We start from the raw sequence: 15,796 nt of genomic DNA, 5'->3' as shown, positions 1-15,796 counted from the left end.
TTGTGACACGCCGATGATCTCTGCGTGTATCGACTGCAGGCGCGGTCCCATTCGCCTAGCGTGATCACGTTGGCGTCGAGAGGGGTCGAAGATGCGGGCCGGGATGTTGAGCGTGACGGACCTGGTGGCCAGGGTCGAGGCGGGCACCGTGGACACGGTGCTGGTCGCCATGACCGACATGCAGGGCAGGTTGCAGGGAAAACGTTGCTCGGCACGGTATTTCGTGGAGGAAGTGCTGAACCACGCCACCGAGGCCTGCGACTATCTGCTCGCCGTGGATGTGGAGATGACCACCGTCGACGGGTACGACATGTCGTCCTGGGACACCGGCTACGGCGACTTCGTACTGCGCCCGGACCTGAGCACCCTGCGGCTGCTGCCCTGGCTGCCCGGCACCGCGCTGGTGCTGTGCGATGTCGAGCAGGTCGACTCCCACGGCGACCACGGACAACCGGTCTCCGCCTCCCCCCGGCAGGTGCTGCGCGCGCAGCTGGATCGCCTGGCCGAGCACGGGTTGTACGCCTACGTCGGCACCGAACTCGAGTTCCTCGTCTTCGACGACACCTACGAGTCCGCGTTCCGTAGCGGCTACCGGGACCTGACTCCCGCCAACCAGTACAACGTCGACTATTCGATGCTCGGCACCGCCCGCATCGAACCCTTGCTGCGCCGCATCCGCACCGAAATGTCCGGCGCGGGAATGTATGTCGAGTCGGCCAAGGGCGAATGCAACCCGGGTCAGCACGAGATCGCATTCCGCTACGACGAGGCGCTGGTCACCTGCGACAACCACAGCATCTACAAGACCGGCGCGAAGGAGATCGCGGCGCAGGACGGCCGCAGCATCACCTTCATGGCGAAATACAATGAGCGGGAAGGCAATTCCTGCCACATTCACATCAGCCTGCGCAATGCGGGCGGCGATCCGGTGTTCACCGACGGCGACGGCCCCTCGAAGCTGATGCGGCACTTCATCGCCGGACAGCTGGACTCCCTACGGGACCTCACTTATTTCCTGGCCCCGAACATCAACTCCTACAAGCGCTTCCAGGCCGGTAGCTTCGCCCCGACCGCGCTGGCCTGGGGCCGCGACAATCGCACCTGCGCCCTGCGCACCGTCGGACACGGCCCGTCGCTGCGTTTGGAGAACCGCATCCCCGGCGGCGACGTGAACCCGTACCTGGCCGTCGCGGCGGTCATCGCCGCGGGCCTGCACGGTATCGACCAGCAGCTCCCCCTGGAGCCGGAGTTCCACGGCAACGCCTACAGCTCCAACCGCCCGCGGGTACCGAAGACCCTGCGCGAGGCCGCGCAGCTGTTCGGCGAGAGCAAGGTCGCCCAGCAGGCGTTCGGCGCGGACGTGGTGCGGCATTACCGCAATGCCGCACAGGTCGAGCTGGACGCTTACGATGCGGCGGTGACCGACTGGGAGCGCATCCGTGGCTTCGAACGACTCTGACCCCGCACCGCGGCCGATCATCGGCCTGCCCACCTACTCCGAACGCACCCGCTTCGGCCACTGGGACGTGGACGCCGCCGTGCTGGCGCGCACCTACGTGGACCTGACCGAGCGGGCGGGCGGGATTCCGGTCCTGTTGCCGCCCACCGGCTCCGCGCGGCCTGAGCTGATCGAGCGCCTCGACGGCCTGGTCCTCACCGGCGGCGCGGACCTGGACCCGGCCCGCTACGGGGCGGCACCCCACCCCGAGACGGGCCGACCGCGGCTCGACCGCGACGAATCGGAATTCGGGCTGTTCGAGCTGGCCCGGGAGGCCGGTCTGCCGATCCTGGCGATCTGCCGCGGACTCCAGCTCGTGAACGCCGCCCTGGGCGGCACGATGCACCAGCACGTCCCGGATGTGGTCGGCCACACCGATCATTCCCGCACGCCCGGCGTCTTCACGGTCACGACCGTCACCACTGTGCCGGGCACCCGGCTGGCGGAGATCACCGGACCGGAGTTGAAGACGCACTGCCACCACCATCAGGCCATCGACACGCTCGCCCCCGAACTCACCGTCGCCGCCCACGCCCAGGACGGCATCATCGAGGCTGCCGAGACCCGCGACGGACCGTTCCTGCTGGGCGTGCAATGGCATCCGGAGGAGAACGCGACCGAGACCCGCCTCATGCGGGCCCTCGTCGATCAGGCCGCACAGTACGCGAAGGAGCGCAACCGGTGACCACGACCGACGTCGTCAACCCCGCCACCGAGACCGTGGTGGCCACCATCGAGGCGGCCGACGCGGCCGCCACCGACGCCGCCATCGAACGCGCCCACCGCGCGTCGGCCGGCTGGCGGGCCGTCTCCCCCGGCGATCGGGCGCGACTGCTGCGCCGCTTCGCCGAGGCGGTCGACGCCGAGATCGAACAGCTCGCCCGGCTCGAGGTGAGCAATGCGGGCCACACCATCGGCAATGCCCGCTGGGAGGCCGGCAATGTCCGCGATGTGCTGCACTACAGCGCGGGTATGCCGGAACGGTTGATGGGCAATCAGATTCCGGTCGCGGGCGGGGTGAACATCACCTTCTGCGAACCGCTCGGAGTCGTCGGCATCATCGTGCCCTGGAACTTCCCGATGCCGATCGCGGCGTGGGGCTTCGGGCCGGCGCTCGCGGCCGGGAACACGGTGGTGCTCAAGCCCGCCGAGCTCACCCCGCTCACCGCGATCCGGCTCGGCGAGCTGGCCCTGGAAGCGGGCCTGCCCGAGCATGTCTTCCAGGTGATCCCAGGCCGCGGCTCGGTGGTCGGGGCGCGCTTCGTCACGCATCCGGCCGTGCGCAAGGTGGTGTTCACCGGCTCCACCGAGGTGGGCAAGCAGATCATGGCCGGTTGCGCCGACCAGGTGAAGCGGGTGACCCTCGAGCTGGGCGGCAAGAGCGCCAATATCGTGTTCGCCGACGCCGACCTGGAGCGCGCCGCCGCCACCGCGCCCTACGGTGTGTTCGACAATGCCGGGCAGGACTGTTGCGCCCGCTCCCGGATCCTGGTGCAGCGCAGCGTCTTCGACCGCTTCCTCGAACTCCTCGAACCGGCCGTGCGGGGCGTGCGGGTCGGCGATCCGGGTGACGAGTCCACCGAGATGGGCCCGCTCATCTCCGCCGCCCACCGCGATCGCGTCGCCGGATTCCTGGAACCGTCGACCAAGGTGGCGTTCACCGGCGCCCGCCCCGACGGTCCCGGATTCTGGTTCCCGCCAACGGTCGTGCTGCCCACCTCCCCCACCGACCGGGTGCTCACCGAGGAAGTGTTCGGACCGGTCGTCGCGGTGCTCCCGTTCGACGACGAGGCCGACGCCCTGCGCATCGCCAATGACACCGAGTACGGTCTGTCCGGCTCGATCTGGACCTCCGACGTCGGCCGCGCCCTGCGCGTGGCGCGTGGCGTCGAGGCGGGGAACCTGTCGGTGAATTCCCATTCCTCCGTGCGGTATTGGACGCCGTTCGGCGGATTCAAGCAGTCCGGTCTGGGCCGCGAGCTGGGCCCCGACGCGGCGAGGGCCTTCACCGAGACCAAGAACGTCTTCCTCGCCACCGAATAACCCGCACCGCCGACATCCATCAATCGAAGGAGATACGTTGCAGCGCTTACAGGATCGGGTCGCGGTCGTCACCGGCGGCGGCAGCGGCATCGGACTCGCCACCGTCCGCCGGTTCGCCCAGGAGGGCGCCAAGGTCGTGGTCGGCGATATCGACCCGGTCGCCGGCGAGGCCGCCGCGGTCGAGGTCGGCGGGCTCTACGTGAAGGTCGACGTCACCGACGAGGACCAGGTGCGGGCCATGTTCCAGACCGCCGTGGACACCTACGGCGGCCTCGACATCGCCTTCAACAACGCGGGCATCTCACCGCCGGACGACGATTCGATCCTCACCACCGGTATCGACGCCTGGCGGCGCGTGCAGGAGGTCAATCTGACCTCGGTGTATCTGTGCAGCAAGTACGCCATCGAGCACATGCTCGAGCGCGGTAAGGGCTCGGTCATCAATACCGCGTCGTTCGTGGCGGTGATGGGCGCGGCCACCTCGCAGATCTCCTACACCGCCTCCAAGGGCGGCGTGCTGGCCATGAGCCGCGAACTGGGAGTGCAGTTCGCGCGCCAGGGGATTCGCGTGAACGCGCTGTGCCCCGGACCGGTCAACACTCCCCTGCTGCAAGAGCTGTTCGCGAAGGACCCGGAGCGCGCCGCCCGCCGGCTGGTGCACATTCCGACGGGCCGGTTCGCCGAGCCGGAGGAGATCGCCGCCGCCGTGGCCTTCCTCGCCAGCGACGATTCCTCCTTCATCACCGCCTCGCAGTTCCTGGTCGACGGCGGCATCTCCGGGGCGTACGTCACCCCGCTGTAGTCAGGCGCTGACGGGGGCCTCCTCGGCCTCCGGCGGCTCCTCCACGGTCCGCTTGGGCCCGGTGAACCAGCGCCGGGCCGAGGCGAACCACCAGACGGCGATCGCGCCGACCACCCCGACGAGGGTGATGGGCGCGTAATTCACCGAGTTCCAGGTGAATCCGTCCACCCACGGATATCCGTGGTCGTCGGTCGGCAGGATGAACAGCACGCTGATCAGCACGATCCAGATCAAGGCGATGATCCCGACCGGCCGGTACCAGCGCCCGAGCTGCCACGGCCCGGCCTGGAATCGATCCCCGCGCAACAGCCGCAGCAGCACCGGAATCCCGTAGGCGATGTAGAGCCCGATGGTGGCCACCGAAGTCGCCGCGGCATAGGCGGTCGGGGCGTTGGCGGCGGGCACCAGCATCGACGGAATCAGCAGGATGAACGCGAACACCGACACGAAGACGACCGCGTTCACCGGCACCCGCCGCGACGACAGCGTCGCCCACAGCTTGGATCCCGGCACCGCGCCGTCGCGGGCGAAGGCGAACAGCATGCGCGAGGCCGCGGTCACCGAGGCGTAGCCGCAGAACAATTGGGCGATGGCGGCGATGATCAGCAGCAGCCCGGACCAGAACGAATTCAGGGAATTCTGCAGGATGTAGATGACCGGATATCCGCTGTTCTTGGCCGGGTCCAGAGCGTCGTCGAGATTCGGGATCGCGAACGTCACCGCCATGATGAGCAGATAGCCCGCGACCGCCGACACCACGATGGTGTTGATGATCCCCTTGGCCGCCATCCGCGACGCGTCGTGGGTTTCCTCCGACATGTGCGCCGAGGCGTCGTATCCGGTGAACGTGTACTGCGCGTGCAGCAATCCGAGCAGGAAACTGAACGCCACCCCGCCGAAGCCCACGGCACTGTTGTCGACCGTCTTGGTGAACACGAACCCGATGCTCTGATGGTGTTGCGCACCGAATCCCAGCACCACCACGAACATGGCGACACCGCCCACATGCCACCAGGCCGACACATTGTTGATGACCGCCGACAGGTGCGGGCCGATCACGTTCAGCACCGCGTGCAGCACCAGGATTCCGGAGAACACCAGGAAGATGGCGGTGCGGTCAGTGCCGATGTCGATGCCGATCACATTGAGCACGGCGGTGGTGAAAATAGCCGCGCCGTAATCGATCGCGGCGGTCACCGCGATCTGCCCGATCAGGTTGAACCATCCGGTGAACCAGCCCCACACCGGCCCGCCCAGTTCCGACGCCCACCAGTACAGGCCGCCGGAAGTCGGGTAGGCCGAGGCCAATTCGGCCATGGCCAGGCCCACGAACAGCACCATCACCGAGACCAGCGGCCAGCCCCACGCCATGGTGATGGGCCCGCCGTTGGCGAGTCCGATTCCGTAGCTGGCCAGGCCGCCGGTGAGAATGGAGACAATGGTGAAGCTGATCGCGAAATTCGAGAATCCCGACCAGGATCGGGCCAATTCCTGTTTGTAGCCGAGTTCGGCGAGCCGCCGTTCGTCATCATCGGATCGAGACTGGGTTGCGGTCATGGGCACTCCCGAGTGAAAACGCCGCCCTCACACGGCGTTTGCCAGGAGCCCAGTGTGCGGCAATCCCGCTGGGTCCGCAGGGTCAACGCCGAAACCGGTCGCCCGGTAAGGTCGACGGACCGGCACACGGAGACAACGAAGCTTGACCGTAGACACGGTGTCTCGATAAATTCGAAGGGTCCCCGCACGACCACGCTCCCGGCAGGAGATTCCGGTGACAACTCCCCCGCGCGATCCGCACCCCGAGTACCACGACCCGGACGCCGCCGACACCCTCTACGCGACCAAGCCGCCCTGGGACATCGACCGCCCGCAACGCCCGTTCGCGGACCTCGCCGACGCCGGTGAACTGCGCGGCCGGGTGCTCGACCTGGGGTGCGGCACCGGCGAACACGCCCTGCTCGCCGCGCGTCACGGCCTCGACGCCACCGGCATCGACCAGTCCGCCCACGCGTTGGACATGGCCCGCGCCAAGGCCGCCGACCGCGGCCTGAAGGCCACCTTCCGCCGCCACAGCGCCCTCGAACTGCCGACGCTCGGCGAAACCTTCGACACGGTCCTGGACTGCGGCCTGTTCCACCTCTTCGACGGCGCGGACCGTACCGCCCTGGTAGCCGGCCTGGCCGCCATCCTGCGTCCCGGCGGCCGCTACTTCCTGCTCGGTTTCAGCGACCGCCAGCCCGGCACCTGGGGACCGCTTCGCCTGCACCGCGGCGATATCGAGTCCGCCTTCGCCGACGGCTGGCGGCTGGACTCGCTCGAGCCCGCCACGCTCGACATCCTGCCCGACCCCACCCCCGTGGCGGCCTGGCTCGCGGCGGTGACCCGGCTCTGAACCGGCGCGCACTCAGGCCAATCCGGCGCGGAGCACGAGAATCGCGATCTGCGTGCGGTTCTCGAGCCCGAGCTTGGCGATGACCCGGCTGATGTGCACCTTCACGGTCGACTCGCTCATGTGGAGGGTGCGGGCGATCTCGGCATTGCCCGCGCCGGTGGCGACGGCTTGCGCGACCTCGCGTTCCCGGTCGGTGAGCGTCTCGAGCTGGGCCAGGGCGTCGGGCTGCTGCGCGCCGGGCCCCTGGGTGAACGCGGTGAGCATGCGTTTGGTGATGGAGGGGGCCAGGATGGCGTCACCGGCGGCGACCACCTCGACCGCGCGGGCGAGTTCCCGGGGCGGGGTGTCCTTGAGCAGGAATCCGGCCGCACCGGATTCCAGTGCGGCATAGACGTATTCGTCGAGACCGAAGGTGGTCAGCACGACGACCGCCGGCGGTGCGGGCAGGGCGCGCACGCGGCGGGTCACCTCCAGCCCGTCCACGTGCGGCATCCGGATGTCGGTGACGACGACGTCGGGCCGGTGTTTGGTGACCAGGTCCACGATGGACCGTCCGTCCCCGTCCTGCGCCACCACCTCGATCCCGCCGCCCGCCTCCAGGATCATGGAGATGCCGGAGCGCACCAGCTCCTCGTCGTCGAGCAGCACCACCCGGATCACGAAACCTCCCGCACCGCACCGTTGTTCGTTCGAACGCTCATTCCGCCACCGCCAGCGGGAAGCTCGCGTGCACCCGATAGCCGCCCGAGGGCAACGGCCCGGAATGCACCGTGCCCCCGGCGAGTTCGACCCGCTCCCGCATGCCGAGCAGCCCGAAGCCCGATCCCGCCGCGGCCAGCGCGGTCCGCTCGCCGGGGCCGTTGCGCACGTCCACGTCGAGGCGTTCGCCGTCCACGGTGAGCGCCACCCGCACCTCGGCCCCGGCCGCGTGCTTGGCGGCATTGGTCAGCGCCTCCCGCACCAGTCGATGGGCCGCCCGGCCCACCGGCCCTGGCACCGGCGGCAGCTCCGGCGGCGTCGACAGGTCCACCAGCTGCCCGGATTCCGTCGCCTCCGCGATCAGTTCGGCGATGGCGGACAGGTCGGGGGCGGGTCGCAGCGGCGCGCCCTCCCCGCCGTCACGGGCGCGCAGGACGCCGAGCAGCTCCCGCATCTCGGTGAGCGCGAGGGATCCGGTGGCGCGGATGGTGCCCGCGATCTCGGCGGGCTTGCCGTCGGCGGAGACCTCCAGGGCGCCCGCCAGCACGGTGATCTGCGAGATCCGGTGCGCGACAATGTCGTGCAGCTCGCCCGCGATGCGCAGCCGCTCGGCTTCCACGGCCGCGGCGGCGCGCAGGCCCTGTTCGCGTTCGGCCTGCTCGGCGCGTTCACGCAGGGCCGCAAGGGTTTCGGCGCGCTGGTTGGTCCACAGCCCGTACAGCAGCGGGACGGTCATGGTTATGGCGATGATCGCGCCGCGCGCGAGGAACAGCCCCCACGACGATCCCGCGCCCCACGGCACCACGGCCACGATCAGCGCGGCCGCCGACGCCAGCGCGGTCGGCCGCCGCGTGCCGTAGCGGCGGGCGACGGTGTACAGGGCGAGCAGCGCGGGCGCGAGCGCCCCGGCCAGCACGTGGGCCAGCAGCGTGACCGCCAGCACCGCCAAGGGCTCGTAGCGCCGGAACAGCAGAGCGACGCCGGCCACGATCGCCACCGCCGGTCCCGCGGCGGCGGGCAACAGGCCGATGGACGAGGTGTGGACCTCCGAGAAGCCGACCGCCCCGAAAGCGACGGCGAGCACGACATCGAGGATCAGCAGGCCGATCCGTCGTGTCGTGCTCATTCCGGCAACCCTAGTCGGCACGCGATCCCTACACGTCACGGCGCGCGAGCAGGGCGCCGCCGACTGCCAGCAAACCGGCGGCCAGCGCGGTCAGCGGCAGCGCGAGCAGGACCGGATTGCCGTTGCCGGGCGTCACCAGCTGTCCGGCGGCCAGGAAGGGCATCAGCTTCGGGCTGGCGCCCGCCAGCACCGCGCCGGTCTCGGCGACGGTCGGGATGCCGATGGCGGCGACCATGGCGAGGGTGGCGTTGCGGGTCACGGCGGCGATGCCCATCCCGGCCAGCGCGGCCAGGGTGACGTACACCGGCGCGGCGGCGAATGCCCGTGTGATGTCGGCGGTTTCGGCGGGCAGCCGCGAGGTCGTCAGCTGGATCAGCACGGTCACGCCGATCAGCGCGACGCCGTAGACCGCGGCGAGCACGCCGGTGGTCACCGCCTTGGCGGCCAGCACCCGGCCCGGGCGGCGCAACGTGAGCATGGTGGTGGTGATGGTGCCGTAGCGGTATTCGTGGCCGAAGGCGTTGACGGCCACCGCCGTCGCGAACAGCGCGCCCAGCAGCAGCGACAGGCCCGACGTCGAGGCGGTGAACTGCTCGCTCGGGGTGGCATACTCGCGCATCGCGGAGAAGTAGGCGATGACCCCTTGCAGGGCGAGTCCGGCGGCGAGCAGCACCCAGGTCGAGCGGACCGTCGCGAGCCGGGTGACTTCGTAGCGAATGGCGTTGAGCATCGGAGTGATTCCCTTCGGAGGATGCGGGCGGTCAGACCGCGACGTGGCTGCGGTACTGGGCGGCCTCGGCGGTGGCGTGGAAGTAGGCGTCCTCGAGGCTGCTGCGGGCCTGGGTCAGCTCGGTGACGAGCAGTCCGGCCCGCATGGCGACGGCCGCGATGGCCTGGCGGTCGTCGCCGTCCACCCGCACCGCGCCGTCGGCCTCGACGCGCGCCCGGAACCCATTGCGGCCCAGCAGGTGCGCCAGTTCGAGCGGCCGGTCGGTGCGGGCCACGACGCTGGAGGCGGAATTGCGGCCGATGAACTCGCGCACCGACTCCGCGGCCAGCAGCCGACCGCCGCCGATGACCACCAGCGAATCCGCCAGGTGCGCCATCTCGTTGAGCAGATGCGAGGAGACGAATACGGTGCGGCCCTGGCGCGCCAGGCCTTTGAGCAGATCACGCAGCCAGCGCACGCCCTCGGGGTCCAGGCCGTTGGCGGGCTCGTCGAGGATGACGGTCGCCGGATCGCCCAGCAGCGCGACCGCGAGCCCGAGCCGCTGCCGCATGCCGAGGCTGAAACCGCCGGCCCGCTTCCCGGCCACATCGCACAGTCCGACCTGGCCCAGTACCTCCTCGACCCGGGCCCGCCCGATGCCCGCGCCGTCGGCGATCATCTGCAGGTGCGCGATGGCGTTGCGCTTGGGGTGCACGGCGCGGGCGTCGAGCATGACGCCGACCGAGCGCAGCGGATCGGCGAGTTCGGCGTAGGTCTGCCCGTCGAACAGGGTGCGCCCGCTGCCGTGGTCGAGCCCCAGCATGAGCCGCATGGTGGTGGACTTGCCCGCGCCATTGGGGCCCAGGAACCCGGTCACCACGCCCGGCGGCACGTCGAAGGACAGCTCGTGCACCGCCGTCACGTCGCCGTAGCGCTTGCCCAGCCCGCGCGCCTGAATCATTCCGCTCACCTCGTCTTCGGAGAGCGACGCCCGGTGCGCCGCCTGTCCTCTCCGAGATTGCCGGGTGGGCGCGGCCCGGAAATCAGACGACGGCACACGGCCGTGTACCACTTTCGGCTTACCCGGAGCCTTTCGCGGTTCGCACGGATGCGAAAAGCAGGGCGCAATTGTGGTTAGCCCCCTCGACAGAACTCCGGGCCCACAGCCTGGAGTGATACGTTTTCTCTATGGTCGATTCGACCCATTAACTCTTCTTCGCGCATCAGGGAGATGGCGTGTCCAGAACTGTGAAGGTTTCCGTCGCATGGGTTTGCGGGGGCATTCTCGGGATTGTTGCCGGTTTGTCAGGAGCCGGGGGTGCGGCCGCCGACACGGCGGGCGGCCCGGTGCAGGTCGGGGATGCTCAATATTTCAGCCTGGGCGGGTGGAACTGTTCCATCGCCGCGGACGGCGCGGTGGGATGCGACCTCATGGTCCCGGCCGCCGTCATGAATGTGCTCTACCTCGGCGCGCAGGTGCCGCTGCCGAATGTGCCCGCGATCGTCATCGATTCGACCGCGGCCCCGGCGCATCCGGAGTGGAACTCCAACGGCAGTCACACACTGCCGGGCGGTAATCCGGCGCTGGCGCCCATCGCGCAGGTGAGCGGGCACGATCCGCAATTCTCGGTCTCCTTCGCCGGAGCGACCTGTCAGATCACCTATTCCGGTGCGGCCGTGTGCACTTCGATGGGGCACGGGTTCAGCCAAAGGGGACCAGAGCCTTTCGGCTACTGATCCCCTTCGGATTCGTTCGATGACCGATGTCACCGGTACCAGACGCCGGAATCCCAGTCGCCGTAGTCCCAGACATTGAAATCGTAACGACCATGGGCGCCTCCGAAGAGGTAGCCCCACCAGCCGGCCGAGGTGTCGCAGATCTGGTCGTCGTGGTTGCACACCGTCAGGACCGGGAAGCCGCCGAACCAGTCGTCGACGCCCGCGAGCGGGTAGCCGATGATGCCGCTGCCGGGCGTGGAGGACAAACCGCCCCAACCCGGACCCGGAGCCCGCTTGGGATCCGACAGCAGAATGGCATTGGCGTTGTCGACGTCCTGGTGTGCGGTGACCCAGGCGTGGACGAGACCCGCGCCCTCGCTGTGCCCGATCAACCGGATGTGGTCGCCGGGACATTCGTTGCGATGCTGCCAGAACAACCGGTTGAGTTCGTTCAACCCCGACATCGGGTCGGCGGAGTTGTAACCCACCGGTTGATTCACGAACGGTGCGAAGATGGACGAGGTGTTGTCGCCCAGTCCGCCGATGCCGATGGCCCAATCGCCGGTGCAGTCATCGGCATGGGCCCGCGGAGCCGTCAGGTGTGTGATGGAAAAAAGGATGGCCAACAGTAATGCGGCGAAGAGCGCCGTTGCTCTACGCATGGTCGTAACTCTCTGAATTGTCTTGCCTCCGGGGCGAGCCCGGCTTCAGCAGGATGTACCCAGAAATTGCTGGGGTGTCTGATTCCTGGCGAAACGGTTACATCCGCACCGGTTTTGTAGGCCGTACCGCGATGTCGCGGCGAAATCACCCGGGAAGCGGGTCAATTGCGCAGTCGGACCAGCGCGATGGGGCATTCACTGCCGTGCAGCAACGCGTGACCGGTCGATCCGAGCGCCATCCCCGGATATCCGCGGGTGCCGTGACTGCCGACCACCAGCAATTGCGCTCCCGCGGCGGCATCGAGCAGGATGCGGGCCGGATGCCCCTCCATGACAAGGGTTTTCACCTCGACGCCCGGGAATTCGGCGGCATTGCGCTCCAGCATGCCGGCCAGCAGTTCCACGGCGTCGGCGTGGCTGCGGGTGTCGCCGGACAGTTCTTCCCACACGTGCACCGCCAGCAGCGGCACAGCGCGCCGCGAGGCCTCGTCGAAGGCGATCTCGAGCGCGCGGACGCTGTGCGCCGACCCATCGACCCCGACGACGACCGGACGGTCCGAAATCGGCTCGGTCCCACCGGGAACCACCACCACCGGCCCCTGCGCGTGCCGCGCCACGCCGGTGCTCACCGAGCCGAGCAGGCTGCGGTGGTAGGCGCTCATGCCGCGCACGCCGACCACCACGAAGTAGGCGGTCTCGGCCAGCCCCGAGAGCACGGTCACCGCGGGCTCGTCGACGAGGAAGGTGCGGATATCGGGAACCGGCCGGTCTCCCACCGCTTTCCGGGCGATCTCCGCGGCATTGTCGAGTGCCGCCTGGGCGGTGTCGCGCAGCCGGTCGTGCAGCAGCCGGACGGGACTCTCGTCCAGGGGCGCGTCGGCGACCGGGGGCACCGCGAACACCAGGTGCAGCGGCGCGCCCCGCAGGGCGGCGTCGACCGCGGCCCAGCGCACCGCGTCCAGTGCGGATTCGGAGGCATCGACGCCCACCACGATCGACCGGTCGAGACTGTTGGCAGGCACCGCGTTCCGCCTCCTCCCAGGCCCCCTCCCCGGGCGATCCTACGGACCGACCACCCGGTCTTGCGGCTGACTCGCCGTGGGCAGTCCGACCACGAAGATCGGCTGCCCCGGGCTCATGGTCGCCGACTGATCCCGCAGGATCTGCCACATCAGGGAATACGGCACCCCGGTCACCGAGTCACGCAGCCGCATGACCGTGGGCGCGCCGGTGAGAATGCGATGATCGCCGGTCCAGATCCGCCGGAACGGCTCGAAGCGCCCGAGTTCGGCCAGCACCCGCGCGTCCTCCTCGGTCTCGCCCTCGTCCATGGCCAGCAGCCCGCGCAGGGTCGAGATGGCATGGCGCAGCGAGCCGTTCCAGTCGACGAGGACGTGACGCGCGAGATCGTCGGTGAGCATCCAGTGCAGGAAATTGCCGTCGTCGCCGAGGCCGGGGAACGTGCGCAGATGGACGGCGTTGGCGGCCAGCACATTCAGGCGACGGTCGAGATAGGCCGCGGGATGCGGCAGATGGACGTCGAGGATGTCCAGCATGGCCGGGGTCAGCGGCAACTCGTCGCGCGGCGGGGCGTGCTGCCCGAGCGCCGCGAGGTCGTGCAGATGCCGGTATTCGGCCATGGTCAGGCGGGCGACCTGGTCCAGGTAGCGGACCATGGCGGTGAGCACCTGTTCGGTGGGGCGGCCGCGTTCCCCGCGTTCCATCCGGGTGATGTAGCTGGCGCTCACCCCCGCCCCGAAGGCCAGCCGTTCCCGCGAGATTCCCCGCCGCTCGCGCAGTCGCCGCAGCGTGCCGCCGAAATTCGGCGGCGCGGGTGGGCCGGGGTCGTGGACCCCGCCACGATGCTCATGCCCTGCGCCGCCGATGGTCGACTCGGTCATCATCCCGCCCCCGGAATTCGCCCATCCGCCATGGATGGACCCTGAACATGTGGCTACTTCCTAGCAGCCTGCTACCCGGTCGGCAAGTGGGGAATCCGGCAGAAATAGGGGCAGAGCTGCGGATTTACAGTTTCGGACAGAAAATGCGCCCGTGACCGGCGGAAATTGACGGACCAGGCGGTACTCACTTTGTGTCCAGCCCCCTACTGCAACGATCTGCCGGGTGGATACGCCCTGCTAGGCCCGAATCCGCTGCCCGCGATGTGAGCGGCAACCTGTGCGCGATCGACGAAACCGGCTGCGGGAGCCGGTATTCCGCGCGGGCATTAGCGGGCCATTGGTCGGTTGTTGGTGGGCGCGGCGAATCTCGGGTCGTACCGAACGACCACCGGTACCGAACGATCAAGGGACGACATCATGCGATACCGGATTCTGACCCTCGCCCTCGCCGCCGCGGCGCTGGCGGGCTCGACCGCCGCGTTCACCGGCGCCGCCGGCGCGACCGCGCCGTGGTGCACCACCTCGCGGATCCAGGCCTCGGTCACCGCGGGCGAGCAGCTCGGCTCCAACCTGCGCACCGCGAACATCACGCTGCGCAATGTCTCCGCGCAGACCTGCCGCACGCAGGGCTACCCGGGCGTGGACCTGGCGGTGTGGGGCCGGCCCGGACAGCACGCGGTGCGCAACGGCGCGACCGGCCACCCCATCGAGCTCGCCCCGGGACGGTCGGCGACGGCCACGCTCACCTACAAGTTCGGCGCGACCGACTGGATCGCCAACGAACTGATCGTCACCCCGCCCGACAACACTCGCCCGCTGCGCCTGTACTGGGATTGGCGCAAGCTCGGCTCGGTCACCTTCGACCAGCCCGGCGCGGTCACCATCGGCCCGCTGCGCGCCTGACTCCCCCTGTCCCCGGCGGCGTGTCGAGAAATGGTGTCGGTTGGACGACGGATCGGTGGAGACACCGCCAGTCGGCGTGGCTGCCGCGTCGCGCCGACGAATGCTGATCCACTGATCATGATCATCGGCACCGGGTGAAGGAGGCACGCGATGGCAGTGCGACGCCGTCAATTACTGCTCGGATTCGCCGGAGCGAGCGGGCTGGTACTCGCGGGCTGTGGCCGGGACCATTCGGCGCCGCCCACACCCGCCAAGATCCATTTCGAGCCCGCGCCGGCGCCGCAGCCGGTGTCGGCCCGCGGGCCCGGCACGGTGACCGTCACCGACGGCACCCTGACCTCGGTGGAATGGCTCGACGAGACCGGCCGCGCGCTGCCCGGCGCGCCGGCCGCCGACCACAAGAGCTGGGTCAGCGCCGAACCGCTCGGCTACGGCCACACGTACACGGTGAAAGCCGTGGCCAAGGGCGAGTCCGGCGACATCACCGCGACCGCGAATTACACGACGCCCCGGCCCGATCGGATCGTCGACGTCTCGCTGCAGTCGGCGAATCAGGTCGATCTCGCCGAAAACGACACGTACGGCGTCGGTTTCGTACTCGTCGCGCATTTCACCGAGGCCGTGGACCGCGTGGCCGCCGAAGCCGCGCTGAAAGTCGTGACCGCGCCCGCCGTCGCGGGGGCCTGGTACTGGCTCGACGATCGCAACGCGCACTGGCGGCCCGAGCTCTATCACGCACCCGGCACCCGGATCACGGTGACGGCGGACCTGTTCGGCGTCCCGCTCGGCGACGGCGCGTTCGGCCAACGCGATCAGCGGGTGTCGGTGACCATCGGCGCGGCGCACGTGGCGATCGCCGACGACGACACCAAGATGATCGACGTCTTCGACAACGGAAACCTGGTGCGCTCCATGCCGACGTCGATGGGCAAGGGCGGCAGCGCGGTGATCGGCGGGCGCACGCTGTCGTTCTGGACCCGGCCGGGCACCTACACGGTGCTGGACCGCACCGACCCGGTGATCATGGATTCGGCGTCCTACGGCCTGCCCACCAACACCAGCCTCGGCTACCGGACCACCATCCATCACGCGGTGCGGATCAGCCACGACGGCATCTACGTCCACGAGCTGGCGCAGAGCATGTGGGCGCAGGGCAATACCAATGTGTCGCACGGCTGCCTCAACATCTCCCCCGCCGACGCCACCTGGTTCTTCGACTTCGTCGTCCCCGGCGATGTGGTGGAGGTTCGCAATACCGGCGGCGAACCGCTCGACATCTGGCAGAACGGCGACTGGTCGATCCCGTGGCCGGAGTGGCAGCAGGGCCGGGCCCAGTCCTGAG

General features: G+C 69.3%; 16 protein-coding genes. 8 read left to right on the top strand and 8 right to left on the bottom strand.

Annotated features, from left to right (window positions below):
• Window positions 1-103: 103 nt before the first annotated feature.
• The 4 genes from ACQP06_RS14205 to ACQP06_RS14190 are packed head-to-tail and all read left to right on the top strand — an operon-like array spanning window position 104 to window position 4,343.
• The gene (locus ACQP06_RS14205) at window positions 104-1,459 is read left to right on the top strand and encodes a glutamine synthetase family protein (protein WP_433672640.1); all 1,356 of its coding nucleotides are present in this window, start codon (window positions 104-106) and stop codon (window positions 1,457-1,459) included.
• The gene (locus ACQP06_RS14200) at window positions 1,440-2,183 is read left to right on the top strand and encodes a gamma-glutamyl-gamma-aminobutyrate hydrolase family protein (RefSeq protein WP_433672639.1); all 744 of its coding nucleotides are present in this window, start codon (window positions 1,440-1,442) and stop codon (window positions 2,181-2,183) included. Before ACQP06_RS14205 ends, ACQP06_RS14200 begins: the two co-directional genes overlap by 20 nt.
• Entirely contained in the window at window positions 2,180-3,541 is a 1,362-nt protein-coding gene (locus ACQP06_RS14195) for an aldehyde dehydrogenase family protein (protein WP_433672638.1), read from the top strand. Before ACQP06_RS14200 ends, ACQP06_RS14195 begins: the two co-directional genes overlap by 4 nt.
• A gap of 22 nt (window positions 3,542-3,563) precedes the next feature.
• Window positions 3,564-4,343, top strand: a complete 780-nt coding sequence (locus ACQP06_RS14190; protein WP_433673317.1) for a 3-oxoacyl-ACP reductase — start codon at window positions 3,564-3,566, stop codon at window positions 4,341-4,343.
• Here the strand turns inward: ACQP06_RS14190 and ACQP06_RS14185 are convergent, their stop codons facing one another.
• On the bottom strand, window positions 4,344-5,900 hold the full coding sequence (locus tag ACQP06_RS14185) for an amino acid permease (protein ID WP_433672637.1): 1,557 nt from the start codon (window positions 5,898-5,900) through the stop codon (window positions 4,344-4,346).
• Window positions 5,901-6,114: 214 nt separating this feature from the next.
• Between ACQP06_RS14185 and ACQP06_RS14180 the strand changes: the two genes are divergently transcribed.
• A complete protein-coding gene (locus ACQP06_RS14180) occupies window positions 6,115-6,735 on the top strand; it encodes a class I SAM-dependent methyltransferase (protein WP_433672636.1) in 621 nt (206 codons plus the stop codon).
• A 12-nt stretch (window positions 6,736-6,747) separates the two neighbouring features.
• On the opposite strand, the gene ACQP06_RS14175 is transcribed toward ACQP06_RS14180, so the two are convergent.
• Genes ACQP06_RS14175 through ACQP06_RS14160 form a run of 4 tightly spaced genes read right to left on the bottom strand, consistent with a single transcriptional unit; the run spans window position 6,748 to window position 10,230 of the window.
• A complete protein-coding gene (locus tag ACQP06_RS14175; RefSeq protein WP_433672635.1) occupies window positions 6,748-7,395 on the bottom strand; it encodes a response regulator in 648 nt (215 codons plus the stop codon).
• A gap of 37 nt (window positions 7,396-7,432) precedes the next feature.
• Window positions 7,433-8,560, bottom strand: coding sequence for a sensor histidine kinase (locus tag ACQP06_RS14170; RefSeq protein ID WP_433672634.1), 1,128 nt, complete (start codon window positions 8,558-8,560; stop codon window positions 7,433-7,435).
• Window positions 8,561-8,588: 28 nt separating this feature from the next.
• Complete coding sequence (locus ACQP06_RS14165) at window positions 8,589-9,290, bottom strand: ABC transporter permease (protein WP_433672633.1); 702 nt, start codon at window positions 9,288-9,290, stop codon at window positions 8,589-8,591.
• A gap of 31 nt (window positions 9,291-9,321) precedes the next feature.
• A complete protein-coding gene (locus ACQP06_RS14160; protein ID WP_433672632.1) occupies window positions 9,322-10,230 on the bottom strand; it encodes an ATP-binding cassette domain-containing protein in 909 nt (302 codons plus the stop codon).
• Window positions 10,231-10,571: 341 nt separating this feature from the next.
• On the opposite strand from ACQP06_RS14160, the gene ACQP06_RS14155 reads away from it, so the two are divergent.
• A complete protein-coding gene (locus tag ACQP06_RS14155) occupies window positions 10,572-11,006 on the top strand; it encodes a hypothetical protein (RefSeq protein ID WP_433672631.1) in 435 nt (144 codons plus the stop codon).
• 29 nt (window positions 11,007-11,035) lie between these two features.
• Here the strand turns inward: ACQP06_RS14155 and ACQP06_RS14150 are convergent, their stop codons facing one another.
• From ACQP06_RS14150 to ACQP06_RS14140, 3 genes are all read right to left on the bottom strand, one after another.
• Entirely contained in the window at window positions 11,036-11,650 is a 615-nt protein-coding gene (locus ACQP06_RS14150; protein ID WP_357083833.1) for a hypothetical protein, read from the bottom strand.
• A 161-nt stretch (window positions 11,651-11,811) separates the two neighbouring features.
• Entirely contained in the window at window positions 11,812-12,672 is an 861-nt protein-coding gene (locus ACQP06_RS14145; RefSeq protein ID WP_433672630.1) for a universal stress protein, read from the bottom strand.
• A 39-nt stretch (window positions 12,673-12,711) separates the two neighbouring features.
• On the bottom strand, window positions 12,712-13,551 hold the full coding sequence (locus tag ACQP06_RS14140; RefSeq protein ID WP_433672629.1) for a helix-turn-helix transcriptional regulator: 840 nt from the start codon (window positions 13,549-13,551) through the stop codon (window positions 12,712-12,714).
• Window positions 13,552-13,968: 417 nt separating this feature from the next.
• Between ACQP06_RS14140 and ACQP06_RS14135 the strand changes: the two genes are divergently transcribed.
• Both ACQP06_RS14135 and ACQP06_RS14130 read left to right on the top strand, forming a co-directional pair.
• On the top strand, window positions 13,969-14,454 hold the full coding sequence (locus ACQP06_RS14135; RefSeq protein ID WP_433672628.1) for a DUF4232 domain-containing protein: 486 nt from the start codon (window positions 13,969-13,971) through the stop codon (window positions 14,452-14,454).
• Window positions 14,455-14,604: 150 nt separating this feature from the next.
• Complete coding sequence (locus ACQP06_RS14130; protein WP_433672627.1) at window positions 14,605-15,795, top strand: Ig-like domain-containing protein; 1,191 nt, start codon at window positions 14,605-14,607, stop codon at window positions 15,793-15,795.
• The last annotated feature ends 1 nt before the right edge of the window (window position 15,796 follow it).

The sequence above is a fragment of the Nocardia sp. CA-136227 genome (assembly GCF_050955695.1).
Taxonomy (GTDB): Bacteria; Actinomycetota; Actinomycetes; order Mycobacteriales; family Mycobacteriaceae; genus Nocardia.
The sequence above is the reverse complement of the archived record's forward strand: the minus strand, read 5'-3'. Positions and strand labels throughout refer to the sequence as shown.

Excerpts from the sequence above, each read along its gene's own strand:
- ACQP06_RS14205 (WP_433672640.1), top strand. The coding sequence starts at position 104 with ATGTTGAGCGTGACGGACCTGGTGGCCAGGGTCGAGGCGGGCACCGTG.
- ACQP06_RS14185 (WP_433672637.1), bottom strand. The coding sequence starts at position 5,900 with ATGACCGCAACCCAGTCTCGATCCGATGATGACGAACGGCGGCTCGCC.
- ACQP06_RS14170 (WP_433672634.1), bottom strand. The coding sequence starts at position 8,560 with ATGAGCACGACACGACGGATCGGCCTGCTGATCCTCGATGTCGTGCTC.
- ACQP06_RS14165 (WP_433672633.1), bottom strand. The coding sequence starts at position 9,290 with ATGCTCAACGCCATTCGCTACGAAGTCACCCGGCTCGCGACGGTCCGC.
- ACQP06_RS14160 (WP_433672632.1), bottom strand. The coding sequence starts at position 10,230 with ATGATTCAGGCGCGCGGGCTGGGCAAGCGCTACGGCGACGTGACGGCG.
- ACQP06_RS14150 (WP_357083833.1), bottom strand. The coding sequence starts at position 11,650 with ATGCGTAGAGCAACGGCGCTCTTCGCCGCATTACTGTTGGCCATCCTT.
- ACQP06_RS14140 (WP_433672629.1), bottom strand. The coding sequence starts at position 13,551 with ATGACCGAGTCGACCATCGGCGGCGCAGGGCATGAGCATCGTGGCGGG.
- ACQP06_RS14135 (WP_433672628.1), top strand. The coding sequence starts at position 13,969 with ATGCGATACCGGATTCTGACCCTCGCCCTCGCCGCCGCGGCGCTGGCG.
- ACQP06_RS14130 (WP_433672627.1), top strand. The coding sequence starts at position 14,605 with ATGGCAGTGCGACGCCGTCAATTACTGCTCGGATTCGCCGGAGCGAGC.